This window comes from Corynebacterium pygosceleis (assembly GCF_016595275.2).
Classification (GTDB): Bacteria; Actinomycetota; Actinomycetes; order Mycobacteriales; family Mycobacteriaceae; genus Corynebacterium; species Corynebacterium pygosceleis.
This window is the reverse complement of record NZ_JAENIQ020000004.1, coordinates 101,887-121,871: the sequence shown is the minus strand read 5'-3', so window position 1 is coordinate 121,871 and position 19,985 is coordinate 101,887. Positions and strand designations below refer to the sequence as shown.

Sequence of the window (19,985 nt, the reverse complement as noted above, 5' to 3'; positions counted from 1 at the left end):
GTCCGTCACCGGACGAAGGCCGAGAAGAGGCCCGCCCCACCACACTGTGTGGGGACGGGCCTCTTTTTCTGTTCCGCGGGGTCAGTTGGCCGGGTCCGGCGTGTCGTCGCCGTTGATGCCGTTGACCGGGATACGGCACTCGCCGGGCACACCGGTCCCGCCCACGGCGGTCACGACGATCTCGTGGATGGTGGCGTTGGGGATGCCGCTGGGTATCTGCCAGCCCGTGGCTCCCCCGTCGAGCCGGATCCCGTAGTCGGTGTTCTGTTTCCCGCCGGTTTCCGGCTCATGGACGATCCGGATGTCGATCGCGTCCCCGGGGCGCCCGGTGTAGCTGATGTCGGCCGAGGGTTTCCGGTGGTCGATGTCGATGACCTCTGGGTCGCAGTCGCCGGACGCGGACACCTCGCCGAGGATCGGTGCGTCCGTCGGCCTGGGGGTGAGGTGGGTGGAGGGAACGGTGGACTCCCGCTCGTTCGGCGGGGAGCAGGAGGCCGCCGTCGTGAGGAGGGACGCGGAGCAGAGTGCGAGTATCAGCGGTGTACGTCGGATGATCATGTCGGGATACCTCTTCGTTCGGTGTCGGGCCCGCGTCCCACGCTACGGGGAAAGCGCGCGGGGACCGCTACTTTTATCAACCCACTGACACGAGCGGCGGTCCCGGGACGGCCTCATTCGTGCCAAACTATTGGTACAAAACGGAGGAGTCCACCATGTCACTCGTCCTACCCCTCGTCGTCATCGTCCTCGGAGGCATCGCCGGCGCTCTCTCGGCACGCCACATGCGGGGGCACGGAGTCCCCGACGGAACCTCCACCGCCTCCGGATCCCCGGCCGTGGCGCGCTACCGCCGGTGGATCGCGGTTGGTGTGGTGGCCGGATCCGTCACCGTGGTGCTCGGGGTCCTCCTCCTCACCGGACCCGGCATGGGGCTGGTGCTCGCCCCGGCCGTGTTCGCCGTCGTCGTCCTCACCACCTCGGCGCTGGCCGTTGCCACCGTCCGGCCGCGACAGGGTGCACGTCGTCGAGCGCCGCTGGACACCGGGACACTCCGTTCCACCGCCGGGCCGGTTCACCTGGCGGTGGCGCTCACGACGGTCGCGGTCACCGCCGGAGTCCTCGTCGTCGGGATCCTCACCGGATCCCCCGATGACCTCGGAAGACCGGGGCAGGCCGTCACGGTGTTCTGCGCCGCGGACGACGGACTCCATGTCATCTCCTCGACTCCGTGGCCCGGAATCCGGTACTCGGTACCACTGCTCACCGTCCTCGCGATCTGCACACTCATCGTCCTTGGGGCGCTCATTCTCGCGACGAAACGCCCCGTGCTGCCCGATCCGGAGGCCGATGCGGCCTTCCGCGGGCTCGCCGGACGCACCGTCACCTGCACGCTCACCTTCACCGCGGCGGTCACCGGTGCCCCGATCGCCCTCGGGATGCTCTCCGCGTACCCCGACTGTGCGGGAACGCCGTTTTTCCTGTGGGCGGTTGCGGCAGCCGGTGTGTTGCTCGTCTGCTCCGCCGTGTTCGCCGTGGGGCAGATCGGTGCGGCACTCACCGGACGAATCCTGGCAGCCCGGTGATCCCGGATGAATCGGCGGGGGATGACCGTCCGGGTTGATGATCCGACGCCGGTCTACGCCCGGGTGCACCGGGAGGTGCTTCGGCTCATCGCGGTCGGAATACTCGCCGAGGGGACCGGCTACCGCCGCTGCGCCAACTGGCGCGGGATCTGGGACTCCGGGAACGGTCGCACGCGCCTACCGGGACCTCGAGGCGGCGGGTACGGTGACCACCCGCCGCGGCGCGGGCACCCGGATAGCGGCGGTGGCGGCGAAAGGCGTTGCCGCCGGGTCCCGGGATCCGATCGCCACCGATGTTGCGGCCCTGGTTGCCGCCGCCGTTGCGGCGGGTGTCCCGTTGAAGGAGATGCAGCGGCGGATGACGGAGGCGTGGCCGACGCACTGAACCGGGACCGATAGGATTGACCACTGCCAGTCCACCGCACCCGCCAGTTCCAAGGAGAAGCCCCATGGCCGGATACACCCCGGGCGAAACCACCGTGCACACCTCGGTCGCCGACATCGGCCGTGTCACCCGCGCGCTGCGCAAGACCGCACGGCCGGTCGTTCTCGTGCCCACGATGGGCGCTCTCCACGAAGGGCACCTGGAGCTCGTCCGTGCCGCACAGTCACTGCCGCGGGCCGTGGTCGTGGTCTCCATCTTCGTCAACCCCCTGCAGTTCGGGGATGGGGCCGACCTGGACACCTACCCGCGAACCCTCGACAGTGACGTCGACAAGCTGCGCGAACTCGGCGTTGAGCTGGTGTTCGCCCCGTCCGTGCGTGAGATGTACCCCAACGGGTTCCGTACCACCGTCTCCGCCGGGCCACTGGCCGAAGAGTTGGAGGGGGCATCCCGCCCGGGCCACTTCGATGGTGCGCTGACCGTCTGCCTGAAACTGTTCAACGTGACCAACTGCTCGGACGCGGTGTTCGGGGAGAAGGACTACCAGCAGCTCGTCCTGATGCAGCAGCTCGTCACGGACCTCAACCTGCCCGTCCAGCTGCACTCCGTTCCCGTCATCCGGGAGAACGACGGCCTGGCCATGAGCTCACGCAACGTCCGGCTGGATGACGGTGCCCGTCAGTCCGCCGTCGCCCTTTCCGCGGCACTGACCCTCGGGGCGCACTGCGGCGACCGTGGTCCGGACGCTGTACTCGCCGGGGCCCGTTCCGTTCTGGACGCCGCACCGGAGATCGAGGTGGACTACCTGGAACTCCGCGACGGCAGGCTGGCCCCGCTGCCCGAGGACGTCGGGGAAGGGGAGGCCCGTCTCCTCGTCGCCGCCCGCGTGGGTGGCGTCCGGTTGCTGGACAATGTCGGCGTCATCCTCGGTGACGTGGAGTCCCGGCAGGAGAAGGAGATCGCCCAGGCCGCACTGCACGCTGCGGGGCTCGACGCCGAACTCACCGATGACGAGATGGCGGAACTCCGGCGCCTGCGTGACGAGGTGCGCCGCGTACGGGAGCGGCGGGGCTCCGCCGGATAGATCTGCCCGGGATTCCGGGGCCGGGGACGTGTCACGGGTGGGCCGTGAATCCGGTCATCCAATGATGCGCTGAACTTCTTTTCGTCCGCTCCTGCGGCCGGGTGTGGGTGGGGTGTAGCACGTGCGGGCATCGTCACGGTCGGGTAGCTGATTCCGGGGGCTGTGCGGGGAGCTGTCGTGGGTGCGCAATAAGAGAGTGTCGTTTTGGTTCCGATAGGTGATTGCCGGGTCGGACGGGAGCCGAGCCTAACCTGAAAACAGCGGCCGGAAAGGTTGGAGATACCCCCGAAATAGGGTATTTTGGAAGGTGTTATCAGTGTGATGGGTGGAAATTGCGCTTCATCGTGACGCTCGCCGTATTCGTTACCGGATACGGGGTGGTTCACAGTTATTTGCGGGGTTTTTCGGACCCTGAACAGTGGGGGGTCGAAAAAACGGCAGGTCGGGGCGTTGTCGATCATTCCGTCCCGGCGATCCGGTCGGGAACCGTCTTGGTCGGCGGGGTCCGCTTGCCGGGGCAAATCAGGTTGACGATGGGGGCGGGCGTGCTTAAATTGTGTGGTGGCGTCCCTGAGGGCGTCAGCAACTGGAAACTTATGCCAGCTCCAGGCTGGTCCTCTCAAGGAGAACAACATGGACTTCACCGTCATCAAGGAACAGCTCGGCGACTTCAGCACCTTCGTCGACGCCGTCAGCAAGCTGATCAAGAACTTCCCGCTGGTTGTCAACAACCTGGGCGAGCTCTTCGAGGGCAAGACCACTGAGGCTCTCTCCACCAGCATCGACGGCATCAGCAGCAAGTAATCTTCTCCGGCTTCGATATTTCGGGGCCGTACACAACAATTCTCTAGGAGCATAGACATGGAATCCTTCTCCAACACGCTGACCAGCTTCTCCACCGACGGCGGCGTCCTCAAGATGATCTTCGACTTCCTGGCGCCCTTCGCCGACGTCGCCTCCGGCGTCAAGTCCCTCCTGGGCCTGGTCTAATCACCAGTCGCCCCCAGGGGCGGTAACGTTCCCCGGTCCCTGACCGGGCGAATGCCTTCGTGAACCCGGTTCCGTGCACTGCGCGGGCCGGGTTTCCGTGTGTTCGGCCACTGTACGTGTGGTGGTGTGACGGGGCCCTCCGGTGCTCATGACCACCCACCGACCCCCCGTCGGCGTGGTGTGTCACGATTCGCCCGCCTACCCGCTCACACGGCGTTAAACTGGGGGTATGGCTGACACATCCGAGCAGGACCTCCCCGTCGTTGATCTGGCTGCTACCGAGGGGTACATCGTCGATGACCGCGATGACGACGACCCCGTCCTCATCCAGCCGAACGGTGCCCCGGTGGAGACATGGCGGGAGAATTACCCGTACGACGAGCGGATGTCCCGGGACGAATACGAACACGTCAAGCGTGCCCTCCAGATCGAACTGCTGAAGTGGCAGAACTGGACGAAGGACACGGGCCAACGGCACATCATCCTCTTCGAGGGGCGGGACGCCGCAGGCAAGGGCGGAACCATCAAGCGGTTCAACGAGCACCTCAACCCCCGTGGTGCCCGCACCGTCGCCCTGGAGAAGCCGTCTCCCCGGGAATCGACGTCCTGGTACTTCCAGCGCTACATCGAGCACTTCCCGTCAGCCGGTGAGATCGTCTTCTTCGACCGCTCCTGGTACAACCGCTCCGGTGTTGAACGTGTCATGGGCTTCTGCACCGAATCGCAGCACGCGGAGTTCCTCCGGGAGGTGCCCATGCTCGAGAACATGATCATGGGCTCGGGTATCTCCCTGACCAAGTTCTGGTTCTCGGTGACGCAGAAGGAACAGCGCACCCGTTTCGCCATCCGCCAGGTCGATCCGGTCCGCCAGTGGAAACTGTCCCCGATGGATCTCGCGTCCCTGGACAAGTGGCCGGACTACACCCGCGCCAAGGAGGAGCAGTTCCGGTACACGGACACCGACGAGTCACCGTGGATCACCATCAAGTCGAACGACAAGAAGCGGGCCCGCATCAACGCGATGCGCTACGTGCTGTCGAAGTTCGAGTACACCGGCAAGGACCACGAACTCGTCGGTGAGCCGGATCCGAAGATCGTTCTCCGCGGGCGGGACCAGATCGGAGACTGAACGCCCCCGGATCTTTCCGCGCACGCACCCCGGCTCAGCCCCGGGGCTCGACCGGGTTTCCGTGCCACACCGTGTGGCCGGGGACCCGGTCTCCGCGTAGTACGAGGGAGGCGGGGCCGATGGTGGTGCCCTCCCCGAGGGAAGCCGCGGGCAGGATCACGGAGTGCGGTCCCAGGACCGCCCCGGGCCCGATCCGCACGGTGTCGAGACTCATCACCCGGTCCTGGAAGAGGTGCGTCTGCACCACGCAGCCCGGTCCGATGGTCGCGGCGTCCCCGACCTCCACGAGGTCCGCCTCGGGCAGCCAGTAGGACTCGATCCAGGTACCCCGGCCGATTCGGGCACCGATCGCGCGGAGGAACCACACCAGCGGCTCGGCGCCCTGATTCGGGTTCAGGAACCACGGTGCGGCGACCGCCTCGACGAACGCGTCCTGGAGTTCGTTGAGCCACACGAAGCGGGACCACAGGGGATGCTCACTGGGCCGGATTCTTCCGACACACAGCCACTTCACCGCCACGGTGACCGCCGCGGCCCCCAGCCCGGCGGCCATGAGGACGAGCCCACCGCACAGCCAGGCCAGGCCGGTGCCGGCGAGCGGTGACACGGGGCGTGTGTACAACCACTGCAGGGCCAGCAGCGTGCCCGCGACGAGAACACCGGAGGTCATCGGGGCGAGCAGCCGCATGGTCTCCACGAGGCCGCGGGCGCGCTTCAGTCGCGCGGTGGGCCGGTAGGTCCGGGCCTCGCCGCCGGCGTCGACCGTGACACGGCGCAACCGCTCCGGTGGGGAACCGAGCCAGTTCGATCCGGCGCGCGCCTTCTTCGGCGTCTGGGAGAGCACGGCGACGAGTGAGTTCTTCGCCAGTTTGCGACCCGCCCCGGCGATCCCGGAGTTGCCGAGGAAGCTGCGCTTGCCGATCCGGGTCCTTCCGGCGAGCATCCATCCGCCACCCAGTTCGTAGCCGCCGACCATCGTGTCGTCGGCGAGGAACGCACCGTCCCTGATCTCCGTGAACGCGGGCACCAGGACGGCCGTGGAAATCTCGGTGTCCCTGCCGACGCTCGCGCCGAGCGCGCGCAGCCACGCCGGGGTCAACCGCGAGGCGTAGAGCGGGAAGAGATGGGTACGGGCCGCGTCCATGAGTCGTTCCGTGGCCCACAGCTGCCAGCCGATCCGGGAACGTACCGGATGAACCCCTGTGTCCAGTCGGATCGACAGTAAACGTACACCGACGAGCGTGAGGACCACGATCAGTCCGAAGGCGATGAGCGCACCGAGCGGCGCGAGGATGACACCCGCGGCGACAGTCGACGTGGGGCCGGAACCGAGGACGGTCGCCAGCCAGGCGAGGACAGCGGCGCCCGTTCCGACGGAGAGCACCGGCATGAGGCTCAGCGCCAGCGACGTCGCCCCGTAGACCGGTACCCACCACGGGCGTCGGTCCGGGTGTTCCTCCGGGAAACGCTGCTTCGCGCGGCCGACCTTCGCGGCGGGCGAACCGGCCCAGCGGGCCCCGGCCCCGACCTTCCTGTCCCCGGTCACGCAGGATCCGGACTCGACGTGTGCGCCGGCCCCGATGACGGCCCCGGGCAGCAGGGTGGAACGGGCACCGACGCGGGCGTCCGCCTCCACGGTGATCCGGCCGACGTGGACCGTGTCGCCGTCGACCCACATACCGGAGAGATCGGTCTCCGGTTCGATGCAGCAGTGGTCACCGAGGGTGAGCAGGCCCGTGACCGGGGGGAGGGTGTGGAGGTGCACGTCCCGCCCCACGGTCGCTCCGAGCAGACGGGCGTAGCTGGTGATCCACGTCGCCCCGGCGATGTCCCGGGCACCGCACGCGTCCTGGATCCGGTCCGCCGTCCACAGTCGCAGGTGCTCGCGTCCGCCGCGGGCGTAGTCGCCCGGCGTTATGCCGCGGGTGAGCAGGCGCGCGGCGAACGCACCCATCGGAAGCCTGCCGATCGGTGTCACGAAGACGGTGAGGAGGAGCAGGACCAGCCACCAGGGGGCGGGCTTCGCCCACCAGGCCCCGGCCGCGGCCGCGAGATTGTTTCCCAGCAGCAGCCATGCCACCCACTGCGCGGCCTGGAGAGTCATCACCGGGACCTGGATCAGGTGCTGGAGGACACGTGTGCGGGACGGAACAGGGCGGGCGGGCTGTTTCCCGGCCGCCCCGGAGTCGTCGTCCGGACGTTCGTCGAGGCGGTGTGCGAGTGCACCGAGCCGCGGATGGTCGTAGAGTTCCCGCACGGAGATGGTCGGGAACCGTTCCCGGATCCGGCCGACCAGTGTCGCCGCGGCGAGCGACGTACCACCGAGTGCGAAGAAGTCCGCGTCCGGATCGGCCACCGCCGCGCCGAGTACGTCCACCCACAGCTCCGCGAGCCATGCCTCGGTCGGGGTCATCGCGGAGGTGTCCGTCACCGCGCCGGGCAGCGGCCACGGGAGCGCGGCCTTGTCCACCTTGCCCGATGTCCGGACGGGCAGCTCATCGAGCACGCAGAGTCTGGGGACGAGGGCCGCGGGCATGCCCTCCGCGAGGCGGGCCGACGCGGCTTCGGTGTCGAAGTCGACCGCGTCGTCCTCTCGGGAGAGGTAGGCCACGAGGACCTTGGAGTCGGCGCCCGTGGTCTGCACCACGACGGCGGACGAGCGGACGCCCGGCAGTGCCGCGACGGCGGCCTCGACCTCGCCGAGTTCGATCCGGCGGCCACCGATCTTCACCTGGTCGTCGACCCGACCGACGAAGTAGAGTCCGTCCTCCTCGAGCCGGACGTGGTCCCCGGAACGGTACGCGCGGGACCAACCGACACTGCGCAGCGGGGCGTACTTCTCCCGGTCCTTCTCCGGATCGAGGTATCTGGCCAGGCCGACGCCGCCGATGACGAGTTCACCGACCTGCCCCGGGACGACCGGGTTGCCGTCGGCGTCGACGACGACGAGATCCCAGCCGTCGAGGGGGAGTCCGATCGAGACGTCACGTCCCGCGTGGAGTCTCGCGGCGCAGGCCACGACGGTGGCCTCCGTCGGTCCGTAGGTGTTCCAGATCTCGCGGTCACCGGTGTCCAGCCGCTGCACGAGCTCAGCGGGGCACGCCTCCCCGCCGAAGATGAGCAGGCGGACGTTGTCGAGGGCCTCCGGGGGCCACAGGCCCGCGAGGGTGGGGACGGTCGAGACGGCGGTGATGTCGTGACTGATGAGCCAGGGGCCGAGATCCATCCCGGAACGCACCAGCATGCGCGGGGCGGGAACGAGACAGGCGCCGTGTCCCCAGGCGAGCCACATCTCCTCGCAGGAGGCGTCGAAGGCGACGGACAGTCCGGCGAGAACCCGGTCGTCCGGGCCGAGGGGGCCGCCGGGGGAGTCCACGAGGAACATCCGTGCCTCGGCGTCGACGAACGCGGCGGCGGAACGGTGCGTGACGGCGACCCCCTTCGGGCGGCCGGTGGACCCGGAGGTGAAGATGATCCACGCGTCATCGTCCGGTCGCGGCGGTCGGGTGTCACCGCCCGCGGTCCGGCGGTGCACCGTCAGTCCGGAGTCGGTGACGGTCGCGTTGACGCGGGCCTCGGCGAAGACCATCTCGGCGCGTTCGTCCGGGTCGTCGGCGTCCACCGGGACGTAGGCGGCGCCGGCGGTCAGGACGGCCAGGATCGTGGTGTAGAGCTCGCTGCCGCCGCTGGGCAGTCGGACACCGATGCGGTCACCCCGTCGGATGCCGGCGGCGTGGAGATCGGACGCCTTCGCGTGCACGACCTCCATCAGCTCGGAGTAGGTGAGGACCTCTCCGTCGTCGATGGCGGCGGCGTTCGGGTGCTCGGCGGCGGTGGCCGCGAGGATCTCCGTGAGCGTGCGCCGTGGTGGGGCTTCCCCGGCGCGCAGGAACTGGGCTGGTACTGATTTCAGTGACACGGTGCGGGCTGTAGCGCTTTCCGGTTGGCGGGTGAGTGCTAGTCGACGTCGAGCGCGATGATCGCCTTCGCGAGCTTGCGCAGATGCTTGAGCTGTTTGGAGGTGGACTCGTCGAGTGCCCGGTCCTCGGCCTCGTTGACGATGTCGGCGAGTTTCCGCTGTGCCGCACGCCCCTTCTTCGTGGCGGCGACGATCTGTCGGCGGCGGTCCTTCTGGTCACGTTCACGTTTGACCCAAGAGTGCTTCTCCAGTCCGTCGATGAGGCGGACCATGTCGGAGGCGTCGACCGCGAGCAGATCGCACAGCGCGGTCTGGCTGGCGGCCGACTTCTCGACGAGGCAGGTCAGGACCCAGTATTCGCGGAGGCCGGTCTTCTCTGCGGCGAGTGCCGCCTCCACCTCGTCCCGGGTGCGGCGTCGGAGGCGCTCGAGCTGGAACGAGGGGGATTCGAGGAGTGCTGTCGGGACAGTGGGTGTGGCTACCATGACGTTCATACTAGCCGCCCAACATGGCGAGCGTAAAACGTTGGTCACCATCCATCAATCTGACATGTGCAGCCCCACCGGCCGCGACGGGGGTCAGGCCCCCGGGATCTCCATCGGCAGGTCAGCGGTGCGCCACGCCGATGTACCCCCCTCGACGTTGATCGCGTCGACGCCACGGTGCCCGAGGTACTCGCAGACCCGGGCCGAACGACCACCGGAGAGACAGATGACGTAGAGGTCACGGTCCCGGTCGATCTCGTCGACGCGTCCGACGATCTCACTCATCGGGATGTTGACCGCGCCGGAGGCGTGGCCCTCGGCGAACTCGTCGGCCTCCCGGACATCGATGAGCTGGGCACCGGACGGGACATCGGTGGGGAACACGGAATCCATGGGAACCTTCATTCGGGGGTGGTACGGAGAGACACACGGAAACTCCGGCACGGACGGGACAGCAGCAGTCTACCCGCGCACCGGCCCAGGACAGCCCGCCGGGAACCCGGACGGGGCTGCCCGGCCGCGGTCGTGTCACGCTCCCCCGGTCACGGGCACACCACCGCCCCGGGCCCATAGACTGGACGTATGCCAGAAACCCGGTCCACGATGTTCAACTTCGGCTGGCCACTCGTGGTCGCTCTCGTTCTCCTGGTGGTCGTCGCCGCCGTGTTCGCCCGCCTGGGGCGCACCGAGCACGCGGCGGTCATCCCCTGGGCGGCCGTCCGTGCGACGGTACAGCTGATGATTCTCGGACTGATCCTCGACTTCGCGGTCAGTCGACTCTGGGCGGTCATCCTCTTCCTCGTCGCGATCATCCTGACGGCGGCACAGACCGCCCACAGCCGGATCATCACGGCCCGCATCGGCCAGCACGTTCCCCGCAGGGAACGCCCCCGCCCGACAGCGGGGCGGCGGATCCGCGAGATCCTGACCCTCACGGTCCCCGTCGGTCTGATGCCCCTTATCCTCGTCGCCTGTCTCCTGCTCGCCGGGATCCTGGACATGCGCGGACTCGCGGTGATCCCCGTCGCCGGTATTCTCATCGGGCACGGGATGGCCGTCTCCGCACTGACCGGGCGCCGCGTACACGAGGAACTCCGCGCCGGGCGGGGAGAGGTCGAGGCCGCGCTCTCGCTGGGGTTCACCGACGGACAGGCCCGGATGCTCGTGGCGGAGCGTGCGGCGAGCGCCGCCCTCGTGCCCACCATCGACACGACCAAGACCGTGGGCATGGTCACGATTCCCGGGGCCTTCGTCGGCATGGTCCTGGGCGGTGCGACGCCCCTGGAGGCCGGGATCATGCAGCTGTTCGTGATCATCGCGATCCTCGCGGTCGCCACCGCCGCACTGACGATCACCGAGTACCTCGTGGTCTGGCGTCTGCTCTGACCCCTGCTTCTGTCGTCGTCAGACGTCAGATCCGGCCCCGCTGCGTCAACTAGTCGGACCCTCTGTTCCGGTGGCGTCGCCCCCTCCCGCCCCGGGAGTTGTGTTCCCGCACCGGCGGCTCCGGAGGTGCTGTCGGCGGCTGCTCCCCGGTGCCTGCCAGATGCCGGATCAGCTGTTCCTGTTGTTCGGTCATCCTGGCCAGTTGCCCGCGCAGCTCCCGTACCTCACGGTGGAGCCCCCGGAGTTCCCTGCGTACCGCCTGCTGCTGGTCCTGTATGGCCGCGGTGTCCTCGTCCTCGACCTGCTGCACCAGCCAGGACGCGAACGTCGCGGTGACGACACCGGCGACGGCGATGCCGCCCAGCATCACGGCGATGCCGATGAACCGGCCGCCGATGGTCGAGGGAGTGATGTCGCCGTAGCCGACCGTCGTCACCGTGACGATCGACCACCAGACGGCGTCGAAGAAGGTGGTGATCTGGGAATCGGGGCGGCCGTGCTCGACATCGTAGATGGACAGGGCGGAGATCAGGATGAGCAGCACCGACGCGACACCGGTGTAGGCGGCCACGGTGACGCGCTTGTTGGTCGCCGAGAACCGCTGCACCAGGAAGATCACGGGAAGGATCCGCAGCAGGCGCAGCGGCCGGAACCAGGGCAGCACGACCAGGAGGAACTCGTGGAAGTGCCGCCAGAACCAGCGGGCCCGTCGTTCGGCGAGGTAGAGCCGGATCACGTAGTCGACGATGAACGCCCACCAGGTCAACCACATGCCGTATTCGGCGATCCTCGTCCACCGGGCGTCGGCTCTGCCGATGGACGCCCAGATGAACAGGACCAGGAAGATGACGGAGACGATGATCATGGGCCCCTCGACCCGTGCCTCCCACCGCTGCTGCGCGGGTGCGTCATCGGGGATCTCCGGGTGGAAGAGCGAGAGGTACGCGGATTTCACGCGGGCGGGAAACGACAACTCCCGGTCCGGGGGGCTCTCTTCAGACTGATCGGGCATGACGAACAGTCTGCCATGCCCGACGGGGCACTAGCCCTTGTAGCGCTCGATGGAGGCCTGCAGGATCTGCTCGGCCTCGGCCTTGTCGCCCCAGCCCGCGCCCTGGACCTCCTTGCCCGGCTCCAGATCCTTGTAGTGGACGAAGAAGTGCTCGATCTCGTCGCGGACGAAGGAGGAGACGTCGTCGATGTCCTGCAGGTGATCGAAGCGCGGATCGTCCAGGACGCAGAGCAGCTTGTCGTCGCCGCCGGCCTCGTCCGTCATCTTGAACACACCGACGGTCCGGGCCTTGACGATGACACCGGGGAAGACCGGTTCGGGCAGGATCACCAGCGCGTCCATCGGGTCGCCGTCCTCGCCGAGGGTGTGGTCGATGAAGCCGTAGTCGGCCGGGTAGGCCATCGGGGTGAACAGGTAGCGGTCCAGGTAGACCTTGCCCGTCTCGTGGTCGACCTCGTACTTGTTGCGGGAGCCCTTGGGGATCTCGATCGTGACTTCGATGCTCATGGCGTTTGTTGCCGTGTTCCTTTCCCTGCACCCCACCCACCGCGGAACCGGGAGGTACCGCGGGAGGTGACGCAGGATCGACTGCTGTGGATTGAATCGGAGCCGGATTCATCCGGATCCGTGACCGTTCCCATCCTAGCCTCGACGGTGCACGGCCCCGGCGGGGTGCACTAGGATCAGGCCCGCAACGGAAACGACCGGTGGGCGGGACACGCGACGCCGGGCGACGCTCGGAAAGGGAAGTCATGGCGCGCAGGGACTGGTGGTGGGTGATCTCCGCCGTCCTGGTGGTGGCGACCGCGGGTGGGGTGACGACGTTCGCGGCACTGAAGTCCGACGCGGACCGGTCACTCATCCACGACGGCGCACTCACCGTCGCCGACCCCACCCGGATCTTCGTCCCGGTACCGACCGACGGCTCGCCCACGGGGGAGGACCCGGACACGGCCGGCCTCGTGGCCGCACTCGACGAATTCGCGGCGGACCCCCGGCTGGGGCACCTGGTCGGGTCCGTGACCGACGCGATGAGCGGCGAGGTGATCTGGGCCAGGGAAGCCACCGAAGAAGTACGTCCGGCGTCCACGGTGAAGATCCTGACCGCCGCTGCGGCCCTGCTGACGTTCGGCCCGGAACAGACGGTGACCACCACCGTCGTCGAGGGGGAGGAACCCGGTACCGCCGTCCTTCTCGGGGCCGGGGACGTCGATCTGACGGCCGCACAACTCGACGGACTCGCCGCCGACATCCGTGCGGCGCGACCCGACGGGGACCCGGTCGACGTCTTCGTCGACACGACCCGCTGGTCCGCGGACAACTTCGCCCCGGGCTGGTTCCGGGAGGACATCGCCGCAGGCTACATCACCCCGATGGAACCGGTGATGATGAACCGCGGGCTCACCGACGCGGCCAGGCCCCACGGTCCGCGCAGCGCGGAACCCGCCGTCGACGTTTCCCGTGCACTCGGGGAACGGCTGGGGGCCCGGCGTTTCGGGTACACCACCGCCCCCGCGGATTCCCGCGTGCTGGCGACGGTGACGTCACAACCCCTGATGGACCGGTTGATCCTGATGATGCGGAACAGCGACAACGTCGCCGCCGAGGCGCTGGGCAGGGAACTGGCGCTGTCCCGTGGTCTGCCCGCCGATGCGCCGGGGGCCGGACGTGCGGTGCTCGACATCCTGACGGAACACGGTTTCGACGTGTCCGGGGCCCGGCTCGACGACACCTCCGGGCTGTCCGACGGGGACGCCGTCTCGACGGGGCTCCTCGACGCCGTGCTCGGAGCGGCGGCGCGCGGCACCGAGCTCCGGCCCCTACTGGACACCCTCCCCGTCGCCGCCGCGACCGGGACTCTCACCAACCGTTTCGACGACCGCGCCGGGCGTGGTTGGGTGAGGGCGAAGACCGGGACGCTCACCGAGACATCGGCCCTCGCCGGGACGGTGACCTCGCGCAACGGACGGATCTACACCTTCGCCTTCATCTCCAACGGCTCGGAGATCCTGCCCGCGAGGGACGCTCTCGACGAGCTGGCCTCCACGCTGCGGGTCAGGTGACCCGGGGATGCCCGCCCGGATCGGGGACATCCCCGTGCCCCGGACCTGTCCGCATTTCCTCACCCTGCGGTTGGCGGTGCGTCGGTCGGTGCCCGTGGGGAACACGGCGGTGCTCGGGGTCTCAGGCGGCCCGGATTCCCTGATGCTCGCGGCGGCGGCCCTCGCCGAGGGGGTGACGGTGCACGCGGTCTGTGTCGACCACGGTCTCCAGTCGGGGAGTGGGGAACAGGCTGAGCGGGCCGCCGCGCAGGTCAGACGGATGGGGGGAGGTGCGGAGGTCGTGGCCGTCGACATCTCCGGACATCCCGGGGGCACCGAGTCGGCGGCCCGCACCGCCCGCTACGCCGCTCTGGCTGCGGTCGCCACCCGACGGGGGACGGAGGTGTGGGTCGGGCACACCCTCGACGACCGGGCCGAAACCATGCTTCTGGCGGCGCTCCGGGGTCTCCCCGGTGGTCTCGCGGAGCGCGGGACCGTCCCGGGGACGGCGGAGCACGGTGCACCCGTTCCACTGACCCGCCCGTTTCTGCACGTCCGTCGTGCCGACACCGTCGGTGCGTCCCGGGAACTGGGAATCACGCCGTGGTACGACCCGCACAACAGTGACACCGCCTTCCGCAGGGTGGCCCTCCGGAGGGAGATACTTCCGGCGCTCGGCGGAATCATCGGAGGGGACGCGGCCCCCGCACTCGCGGAGGCGTCCGCGAAGGTCACGCAGGATTCCGCGCTCCTCGACGCGCTCGCGGAGGAGGCCCTGCGCAGACGCCGCGAGGACGCCGACTGCACCGCCGACACGGATCTTCCGGTGGGGGTCGGGGCGGAGCACCCGGCGCTGCGTCGGAGGATCCTGGGGATCTTCCTCAGGGCCAACGGCGCGACCGTCAGCACCCGCGCCACAGCCGGTGTCGACAGGCTTCTGACCGACTGGCACGGGCAGGGGCCGGTCGCCGTGGGTGGAACCACGGACGGCCGCAGGTTGGTTGTGGCGCGCCGTGGTGGCATTCTGACAGTGAGCGCCCGCTGAAAGACACCCTGCGACCGGGCTCACCGTGCCGCGGGCGAACGACGACGAAGGGTCGACACACACCATGCACGAACAGCAGAACAATCCTGTACCCGACGGACCCTACGGGACCGACGTGGAGAAGGTCCTCGTCACCGAGGCCGATCTCCAGCGTCGGGTGGCGGAGATGGCGGCGAAGGTGTCCGCCGAGCACGCCGACGACGAACAGGACCTCATCCTCATCGGTGTGCTCAAGGGCGCCGTCTTCTTCATGACCGACTTCGCCCGGGCGCTGACGATCCCCTCCCAGATGGAGTTCATGGCGGTGTCGTCCTACGGCAACGCCAGTTCCTCGTCCGGTGTGGTCCGGATCCTGAAGGACCTCGACCGCAACATCGCCGACCGCAACGTCCTCATCGTGGAGGACATCATCGACTCCGGTCTCACTCTCTCGTGGTTGCTGAAGAATCTCCGGAGCCGTGGGCCGAGGAGTCTCGAGGTGATCTCCCTGCTGCGCAAGCCGGAGGCCGTGAAGGCGAAGGTGGAGTTCTCCGACATCGGATTCGACATCCCCAACGAGTTCGTCGTCGGCTACGGTCTCGACTACTCCGAGCGCTACCGCGACCTGCCCTATGTCGGAAGTCTGCACCCGAGCGTCTACGCCGACTGACCGCACCCCGGGCGGGTGCCGGGGGACCTCCGGGTACCCTGTGTGTGAGCTGCGGCGGGGACAGTTCTCCGCCGCTCCGTCCACCGGCACGCTGTTCGTGCCCCGCAACGACTTGAAAAGAAAGGGCCCGGTGTCCGGCCCGACGACGTCCGGTCGTCGGGCGGGTCCGCCGGCTTGGCTTGTGAATGGATAACAAGAAACTGCTGAGAATCGGCGCGATCGCCGCCGTCGTTCTCATCGCCCTGTACGCGATGACCGTGCTCACCGATGACACCCGCGGTTACCGCAAGGTGGACACCTCCGTCGCGTTGGCGCAGCTGGACGACCACAACGTGTCCGAGGTGCAGATCGACGACCGGGAGCAGCAGCTGCGGCTGAAGCTCAAGGAGGAGATCTCCGTCGAGGAGCACGACGGTGTCAGCGAGATCATCGCCGAGTACCCGGCCCGGACCACCCCGGTCATCTTCGACAAGGTGCAGGCCGCCGACGCGGAGAAGTACACCACCAAGGTCACCCGCGAGAGTTTCATCGGTTCGATGCTGAGCGTCATGCTGCCGATGCTGATCGTCTTCGGCCTGCTCATCTTCTTCTTCTCCCGCATGCAGGGCGGAGGCATGGGCATGCTCGGCATCGGTGGATCCCGGGCCAAGCAGCTCAACAAGGACATGCCCACCAACACGTTCGCGGATGTCGCGGGTGCGGATGAGGCGGTCGATGAACTCCACGAGATCAAGGACTTCCTCCAGGACCCGTCACGCTACGAGGCCCTCGGGGCGAAGATCCCCCGTGGTGTCCTGCTCTACGGTCCGCCCGGTACCGGTAAGACCCTGCTCGCCCGTGCCGTCGCCGGTGAGGCCGGTGTGCCGTTCTACTCGATCTCCGGCTCCGACTTCGTCGAGATGTTCGTCGGCGTCGGTGCCTCCCGCGTCCGTGACCTGTTCAAGCAGGCCCGGGAGAACAGTCCCTGCATCATCTTCGTCGACGAGATCGACGCCGTCGGACGCCAGCGCGGTTCCGGGATGGGCGGCGGCCACGACGAGCGCGAACAGACGCTCAACCAGCTGCTCGTCGAGATGGACGGTTTCGGTGACCGGGAGGGCGTCATCCTCATCGCCGCCACGAACCGGCCCGACATCCTCGACCCCGCGCTCCTGCGCCCCGGCCGCTTCGACCGCCAGATCCCGGTGACGAACCCGGACCTCAAGGGGCGTGAGATGATCCTCGAGGTCCACGCCAAGGGCAAACCCCTGGCCCCCGACGCCGACCTCAACTCACTGGCCAAGCGCACCGCCGGCATGTCCGGCGCCGACCTCGCCAACGTACTCAACGAAGCGGCACTGCTCACCGCCCGCATCGGCGGCAACGTCATCACCGCCGACGCCCTGGAGGAGGCCACCGACCGGGTCGTCGGCGGCCCGCGCCGTTCCAGCAAGATCATCTCCGAGCACGAGAAGAAGGTCACCGCCTACCACGAGGGGGGACACACCCTCGCCGCCTGGGCGATGAAGGACATCGAGCGCGTCTACAAGGTCACAATCCTCGCCCGTGGCCGCACCGGTGGCCACGCCATGACCGCCGCCGAGGACGACAAGGGCATGTACAACCGCTCCGAACTGTTCGCGCGCCTCGTGTTCTCCATGGGCGGGCGTGCCGCCGAGGAACTGGTCTTCGGCCAGCCCACCACCGGTGCGTCCTCCGACATCGAGCAGGCGACGAAGATCGCCCGGGCCATGCTCACCGAGTACGGCATGTCCCCGGAACTCGGCACCGTGAAGTACGGCGAGGAACAGGGCGACCCCTTCTCCGGCCGAGGTGCCGGTGGCAGCCTCGACTACTCACCCGCCGTCGCCGCCACGATCGATGAACAGACCCGTCACCTCCTGGACAAGGCGCACCGTGAGGCGTACGCCATCCTGCGGGACAACCGGGACACCCTCGACCGGCTCGCGGAGAAACTCCTCGAGAAGGAGACCCTGCGCCGCCCCGATCTCGAGGCACTGTTCACCGACATCACGCCACGCGAACCTCTCGAGGTGTTCCGTGGGGAGGACGAGACCTTCCCACGTCAGTTCGGCCGTGAGCCGGTGAAGACCCCCACGGAGCTCGCCGTCGAACGTGGCGAGGAACCCCCGAAGAAGTTCTCCCTCCTGGAGGCGTCGAAGGCGGCACGCGCCCGCCGTGAGAGGCAGCTCGCCGCTCTCGGCGGCCCCGCCCCGGTGCAGGACCCCCACGGGGACCCCGCACCCGGTGGGCAACCGCAGCAGGACCGGGACGACCGTCCCGGACCGCAGGGAAACACCGGCTTCGGCTACGGGGACGCCACCGGCTCCCACGCGGTCGGTCCCGTCGGGGACGACGCCGGAGCGACCGGGAGACACGCACGTCCCGCACCGACGGATCCCGCCGCTGAGGCCGCTCCCACGACGCCCAGCTACGGCGGTACCCCGCCGCCGCCCGGTTGGTCCGCCCCCGGCTGGCCGCCACGCGACGGTTCCCGCACCAATCCCTACGCCAGCGGCGGGGACCGGGACACCCCGGAACGTCGCCACTCCCCGGGGGAGCACCCCGGCATGGCCTCCTACGGTCCCGGTGAACCGGAGCCCGGTGTGGAGGGACTCCAGACCTACGCCGCCCCGGACGGCGACGGCGAGCTGATCGGATTCCGCCTGCCCGACCACGAACAACCCGAACACGCGAAGGACACGGCCGACGGTCCGGACGACGGGACCGTCTCCGAGACCCCGTCGTCGAGCCCGACCGACGTCATCGGTCTCGGGGAGACCGCCACCGAACCGGCACGGGAGGATGACGATGAACGACGGGATTGATCTGGAACGTGCCGCTGCGGCGGTGCGGGAACTGCTCATCGCGGTGGGGGAGGACCCGGACAGGGAAGGCCTGCGGGAGACCCCCGACCGCGTGGCCCGTGCATACGCCGAGGTGTTCGCCGGACTGCACTCCGATCCCTCGGAGGTTCTCGCCAAGACCTTCAACGAGGACCACCAGGAACTCGTCCTCGTCCGGGACATCCCCATCTACTCGACCTGCGAGCACCACCTCGTGCCCTTCTTCGGGGTCGCCCACATCGGGTACATCCCGGGGAAGAACGGAGAGGTCACCGGGTTGTCCAAACTGGCACGCCTGGCGGATCTCTACGCCAAGCGGCCCCAGGTGCAGGAACGCCTCACCCGCCAGATCGCCGACGCCCTCGTCGAGCGGCTGAACCCGCAGGCCGTCATCGTCGTGATCGAGTGCGAGCACCTGTGCATGGCGATGCGCGGCATCCGCAAACCCGGGGCCACCACCATGACCTCAGCGGTCCGGGGTGGCTTCCAGCACAACGCCGCCTCGCGCGCCGAGGCGCTGAGTCTCATCCGGGCACGGCGGTGAACGGCGTACGTCGGCTGCCGGACGGTCTCCCGGTCCGCGACCGGTGCTTGGTCATGGGCATCGTCAACGTCACCGAGGATTCCTTCTCCGACGGCGGCCGCTACCTCGACCCCGACGCGGCGGTCACGCACGCCCGCGACCTGGTCCACCGGGGCGCGGACATCATCGATGTCGGGGGTGAATCCACCCGGCCCGGTGCGGTCCGCGTCGACGCGGACGTCGAACTGCGCCGGATCGCACCGGTGATCCGGGCACTCGCCGATGAAGGGATCGTCACCTCGGTGGACACGATGCGGGCGAGTGTCGCCGCCGCCGCCGTGGAAGCCGGCGTCTCCCTCATCAACGACGTCTCCGGAGGCCAGGCGGACCCCGACATGTTCGGGGTCATGGCACAGTCCGGACTTCCCGTCTGCCTCATGCACTGGGAGACCGTCCGGTTCGGGGACGCCTCCGGCGCCGCGCACACCGGCGGTGATGTCGTGGCGGATGTCCGACGACGACTCGACCACCTAGCCGGAGAGGCCCGGGCGGCCGGGGTCGCCGCCCACAACATCATCATCGACCCCGGTCTCGGCTTCGCCAAGACACCGGAGGACAACTGGGCCCTGCTCTCCGCACTCCCCGATTTCACCGCCGGCCCCCACCCCGTGCTCGTCGGGGCCTCCCGGAAACGGTTCCTCGCGGCAGTGCGCGGTGACCGGGGACTGACCGGGTCCGCCGACCCCGCGACAGCGGCGGTGACCACGCTCTCCGCGCACCACGGGGCGTGGGCGGTACGGGTCCACGATGTCGCGGTCTCCCGCGATGCGGTGGACGTCGCCGCAGCCTGGCGGACGGCCGGCGGTGCAGGACATGTGTGAACGACAACCGGAAGGACGGGTTTTCC

The 19,985-nt window shown here is 68.7% G+C and carries 19 protein-coding genes; 13 read left to right on the top strand and 6 right to left on the bottom strand.

Annotated elements, in window-relative coordinates:
• Nucleotides 1–81 precede the first annotated feature (81 nt).
• Nucleotides 82–558, bottom strand: coding sequence for a hypothetical protein (locus JIM94_RS09235; RefSeq protein ID WP_200253555.1), 477 nt, complete (start codon nt 556–558; stop codon nt 82–84).
• A gap of 155 nt (nt 559–713) precedes the next feature.
• Here JIM94_RS09235 and JIM94_RS09230 point away from each other — a divergent pair, with 155 nt between their 5' ends.
• The 6 genes from JIM94_RS09230 (at nt 714) to ppk2 (ending at nt 5,171) form a co-directional block, all read left to right on the top strand.
• Entirely contained in the window at nt 714–1,583 is an 870-nt protein-coding gene (locus tag JIM94_RS09230) for a hypothetical protein (RefSeq protein WP_200253553.1), read from the top strand.
• Between the two features lie 205 nt (nt 1,584–1,788).
• Nucleotides 1,789–1,968, top strand: a complete 180-nt coding sequence (locus tag JIM94_RS09225; protein WP_200253551.1) for a hypothetical protein — start codon at nt 1,789–1,791, stop codon at nt 1,966–1,968.
• 64 nt (nt 1,969–2,032) lie between these two features.
• Complete coding sequence (gene panC / locus JIM94_RS09220; protein WP_200253549.1) at nt 2,033–3,052, top strand: pantoate--beta-alanine ligase; 1,020 nt, start codon at nt 2,033–2,035, stop codon at nt 3,050–3,052.
• 633 nt (nt 3,053–3,685) lie between these two features.
• Nucleotides 3,686–3,856, top strand: a complete 171-nt coding sequence (locus JIM94_RS09215; RefSeq protein WP_200253535.1) for a PorH family porin — start codon at nt 3,686–3,688, stop codon at nt 3,854–3,856.
• Between the two features lie 57 nt (nt 3,857–3,913).
• Nucleotides 3,914–4,042, top strand: coding sequence for a hypothetical protein (locus JIM94_RS11345; RefSeq protein ID WP_267173056.1), 129 nt, complete (start codon nt 3,914–3,916; stop codon nt 4,040–4,042).
• Nucleotides 4,043–4,271: 229 nt separating this feature from the next.
• Nucleotides 4,272–5,171 carry a polyphosphate kinase 2 gene (gene ppk2, locus JIM94_RS09210; protein WP_200253533.1) on the top strand — a complete coding sequence of 300 codons (900 nt, stop codon included), beginning with the start codon at nt 4,272–4,274 and terminating at the stop codon, nt 5,169–5,171.
• A gap of 34 nt (nt 5,172–5,205) precedes the next feature.
• Here ppk2 and JIM94_RS09205 read toward each other — a convergent pair whose 3' ends face one another.
• From JIM94_RS09205 to JIM94_RS09195, 3 genes are all read right to left on the bottom strand, one after another.
• Entirely contained in the window at nt 5,206–9,090 is a 3,885-nt protein-coding gene (locus tag JIM94_RS09205) for a Pls/PosA family non-ribosomal peptide synthetase (protein WP_200253531.1), read from the bottom strand.
• A 38-nt stretch (nt 9,091–9,128) separates the two neighbouring features.
• The gene (locus tag JIM94_RS09200; protein WP_200253529.1) at nt 9,129–9,575 is read right to left on the bottom strand and encodes a MarR family winged helix-turn-helix transcriptional regulator; all 447 of its coding nucleotides are present in this window, start codon (nt 9,573–9,575) and stop codon (nt 9,129–9,131) included.
• Nucleotides 9,576–9,668: 93 nt separating this feature from the next.
• Nucleotides 9,669–9,968, bottom strand: coding sequence for a rhodanese-like domain-containing protein (locus JIM94_RS09195; protein WP_200253527.1), 300 nt, complete (start codon nt 9,966–9,968; stop codon nt 9,669–9,671).
• A gap of 189 nt (nt 9,969–10,157) precedes the next feature.
• On the opposite strand from JIM94_RS09195, the gene JIM94_RS09190 reads away from it, so the two are divergent.
• Complete coding sequence (locus tag JIM94_RS09190) at nt 10,158–10,961, top strand: ABC transporter permease (protein WP_234039605.1); 804 nt, start codon at nt 10,158–10,160, stop codon at nt 10,959–10,961.
• 49 nt (nt 10,962–11,010) lie between these two features.
• Here JIM94_RS09190 and JIM94_RS09185 read toward each other — a convergent pair whose 3' ends face one another.
• A complete protein-coding gene (locus JIM94_RS09185) occupies nt 11,011–11,973 on the bottom strand; it encodes a potassium channel family protein (protein WP_200253525.1) in 963 nt (320 codons plus the stop codon).
• A 30-nt stretch (nt 11,974–12,003) separates the two neighbouring features.
• Nucleotides 12,004–12,480, bottom strand: coding sequence for an inorganic diphosphatase (locus JIM94_RS09180; protein WP_200253523.1), 477 nt, complete (start codon nt 12,478–12,480; stop codon nt 12,004–12,006).
• Nucleotides 12,481–12,725: 245 nt separating this feature from the next.
• On the opposite strand from JIM94_RS09180, the gene dacB reads away from it, so the two are divergent.
• From dacB to folP, 6 genes are all read left to right on the top strand, one after another.
• On the top strand, nt 12,726–14,036 hold the full coding sequence (dacB, locus tag JIM94_RS09175; RefSeq protein WP_200253521.1) for a D-alanyl-D-alanine carboxypeptidase/D-alanyl-D-alanine endopeptidase: 1,311 nt from the start codon (nt 12,726–12,728) through the stop codon (nt 14,034–14,036).
• Nucleotides 14,037–14,043: 7 nt separating this feature from the next.
• Complete coding sequence (gene tilS / locus JIM94_RS09170) at nt 14,044–15,060, top strand: tRNA lysidine(34) synthetase TilS (protein WP_200253519.1); 1,017 nt, start codon at nt 14,044–14,046, stop codon at nt 15,058–15,060.
• A 64-nt stretch (nt 15,061–15,124) separates the two neighbouring features.
• A complete protein-coding gene (hpt, locus tag JIM94_RS09165) occupies nt 15,125–15,709 on the top strand; it encodes a hypoxanthine phosphoribosyltransferase (RefSeq protein WP_200253517.1) in 585 nt (194 codons plus the stop codon).
• Nucleotides 15,710–15,894: 185 nt separating this feature from the next.
• Nucleotides 15,895–18,537, top strand: a complete 2,643-nt coding sequence (ftsH, locus tag JIM94_RS09160) for an ATP-dependent zinc metalloprotease FtsH (protein WP_200253515.1) — start codon at nt 15,895–15,897, stop codon at nt 18,535–18,537.
• A complete protein-coding gene (gene folE / locus JIM94_RS09155; protein WP_200253513.1) occupies nt 18,521–19,099 on the top strand; it encodes a GTP cyclohydrolase I FolE in 579 nt (192 codons plus the stop codon). Before ftsH ends, folE begins: the two co-directional genes overlap by 17 nt.
• 53 nt (nt 19,100–19,152) lie before the next feature.
• A complete protein-coding gene (gene folP / locus JIM94_RS09150; RefSeq protein WP_200253511.1) occupies nt 19,153–19,959 on the top strand; it encodes a dihydropteroate synthase in 807 nt (268 codons plus the stop codon).
• Nucleotides 19,960–19,985: the final 26 nt, after the last annotated feature.